General features: G+C 62.9%; 1 protein-coding gene and 1 pseudogene. One reads left to right on the forward strand and one right to left on the reverse strand.

Translation table 11 applies throughout. From position 1 onward, the window contains the following. Positions 1-182: 182 nt before the first annotated feature. Positions 183-1119: pseudogene (locus RMO57_RS18680) on the reverse strand (cyanophycin synthetase family protein); the annotation flags it as partial. Positions 1120-1387: 268 nt separating this feature from the next. On the opposite strand from RMO57_RS18680, the gene RMO57_RS18685 reads away from it, so the two are divergent. Then, the coding region (locus tag RMO57_RS18685; RefSeq protein ID WP_310389219.1) for an ABC transporter transmembrane domain-containing protein at positions 1388-3038 on the forward strand (1651 nt) is incomplete at its 3' end.

Here is a 3038-nt window from a genome sequence, read left to right on the forward strand (position 1 = left end):
GCTGGTCTAGCGCAACACCCCCGGAAACCTGCATCGCCTGTTGGGGGTGGGGGGGGGGGTGGTGGCGGCTGCACGCGGCGAGGTGGCCTATGTCACCGGCGACGGCGTGCAAACCGTCGCCCAACTGATTGACTCACAGATCAACAACGACCCGCGCCGCGGCCTGACCGAAGAGTTCCCGCTCAACCGCACCAACAGGCGATGCTCGTTGCCGGGGATGTAGCGCTCGACCAGCACTTCGCTGCCATGTTGCTCGGCCAGCGCAAAGGCCGCCATGACATCGGCGCGTGCATTCAGGTCCAAGGTGACGCCGCGGCCGTGATTGCCGTCCGACGGTTTCACCACGACCGGCAAGCCGAGGTCTTCGGCCGCTTCCCAGGCGGCTTCGGCGGTCTTGACCGCCACGCCCTCAGGTACAGGCACGCCAACGGCCTTGAGCAACGACTTGGTCAGGTCTTTGTCGCCCGCGATGCCTTCGGCGATGGCGCTGGTCATGTCGGTCTCGGCGGTCCAGATGCGGCGCTGGCGCGCGCCATGGCCGAGCTGCACCAGGTTGCCGTCGTTCAGGCGGATATGCGGGATGCGGCGGTCGGTCGCGGCGGCAACGATGGCGGCCGTCGAAGGTCCGAGGTAGCAGTCGTCGAGTTTCTCGCGCACCCGCGCCACGGCGGCGTTGACATCGAAAGGCTCTTCATTGATGGTGGCCATCAGCAAGGCGTGACCCTCGGCGAGCGCGCTGCGGGCGACATGTTCGTCGCGGGCGCGGAACACCATGCGGTAGACGCCGCGCTGGCTGGTCGAACGGGTTTGGCCAAAGCCGGTGGGCATGCCCGCCAGGTTCAGCAGCTCGATGACGATGTGCTCGAGCACATGGCCGCACCAGGTGCCTTCGACCAGGCGCTGCAAAAAGCCGCCCCGCTCGCCGACGCCGCAATGATGCTCGATCAACGCGGGCAGCGCTTTGGTCATTCGGTCGGTGAAGCCGTCCAGCAAATGGGTGGGCCAGTCGTCCAGCTCGCCCAAATCGAGCCAGACCTCCAGCACGGGACGGTAAGTCCACATATTGGGGCCGCGCAAATAGTTGACGCGCAGCAGCTTGATGGCTTCTTTCTTGCTCATGTGTGACGAGGAGGTTGGGGGCTGTTGAAGAGCCGAATGCAGGGGAGTGGATTTCCAAACTGGCGCAATTGTGCGCCCTTTGAGAGCCGCTTTGATGAGCCGAGCCAAGGTGTCGCTAACGTAACGTTTGGGCAACGCTTGGCCGCTGCGGCGGCGCCAATGTGCTTGATTTCGGCAGCCGCGGTTGCTTGATGAGTGAAAATCGAAGGCTAGACCTTGCCGGCGACCCGTTTGAGGCGGCCGGCCCAAAAATAGATTGCGTCATCACATGTCAGTTGAAGTGTCCTTGCAGCACCCGCGATGGCCCGAACTCCAAGCGCGACTACTGCCGCATGAGAACGTGTTGGCCCCGCTGGAGGTTGACTTGGATTCACAGTCCCGCTTCGCGCGCGGCCTGTTGGTGCTGACCGAGCAGCGCCTGCTGGCCTGGGACCCGGCCTCTGGGCAATGGTCGGACTGGGCCTTGAGCGCTGATTTGCGCATGCAAATCTCGGATCACGCGGGTGTGGGGTCCTTGGAGTTGCTGAATGCCCAGGGGCGCTTGAGCCTGTGGCGCTTCACGTTAGCGATGAACTTGCAAGCACAGCGCTGGCAGGACATGTTCACGCGGCGCATCGAGTCGGCTGGCGCCCATGAGCAGGCGCAGATCGACGACACCGAGTATTGCCCGAGCTGCCAGGCGCCATTGCCGCCCGAGAGCGAGGCATGCCCGGCCTGCGCGCGCGAACTGCACACGCCGCCTTCGACCTGGGTGCTGCTGCGCTTGGCGCGCTTTGCCAAGCCCTACCAGGGGCAGCTCTTGCTGGGCTTTTTGCTGATGCTGGGTTCAACCGGCGCGACGCTGGTGGCGCCCTATCTGAGCATCCCGTTGATGGACCGGGTTTTGATCCCGTTTCAGGCCGGGCAGGCAATCGACCCGTATCTGGTGGCCTTGATCCTGAGCGGACTGTTCGGTGCGGCGCTGGTATCTTGGTTGCTGGGTTGGGCCAAAACATACATCTTGGCGCTGGCGTCCGAGCGCATCGCTGCTGATCTGCGCACCGCCACTTTTGAGCATCTGTTGAGCCTATCGCTGGAGTATTTTGGCAATAAGCGCACGGGCGACTTGATGTCACGCATCGGCTCCGAGACCGACCGCATCAGCGTGTTTTTGTCCCTGCATGCGCTGGACTTCATCACCGATGTCTTGATGCTCTTGATGACGGCGGCGATTCTGTTCTCGATCAACCCCTGGCTGGCGCTGGTCACCTTGGTGCCGCTGCCATTTATCTCGTGGATGATTCATTTGGTGCGCGACCGCCTGCGCACCGGCTTCGAGAAGATCGACCGCGTCTGGGGCGAGGTCACCTCGGTGCTGGCCGACACCATCCCCGGCGTGCGCGTGGTGAAGGCCTTTGCGCAAGAAAAACGCGAAGCACAGCGCTTTCGCGAGGCCAATGCCAACAACCTCAAGATCAATGACAAGCTGAACAAGACCTGGAGCCTGTTCGGCCCGACGGTGTCGCTGCTGACCGAGTTCGGCCTGCTGGTGGTGTGGGCTTACGGTATCTATCTGGTCTCCAAGCAAGAGATCACCGTCGGTATCTTGACCGCCTTCATCGCCTATATCGGCCGCTTTTACGGCCGCATGGATTCGATGAGCCGGATCGTCTCGGTGACGCAAAAGGCCGCCGCCGGCGCCAAGCGCATCTTCGACATCCTCGACCACCATTCCAATGTGCCCGACCCGGTCAACCCGGTGCCACTGCAGAACTGCCAGGGCGGCATACAGATTCAGGACATTGGTTTCCGCTATGGCAACCGGGCGGTGATTCGCGGCCTCTCGCTGGACATCAAGCCGGGCGAGATGATTGGCCTGGTCGGCCACAGCGGCTCGGGCAAGAGCACCATGGTCAACCTGATCTGCCGCTTCTACGATG

Source organism: Roseateles sp. (genome assembly GCF_031397715.1).
Lineage (GTDB): Bacteria > Pseudomonadota > Gammaproteobacteria > Burkholderiales > Burkholderiaceae_C > Paucibacter_A.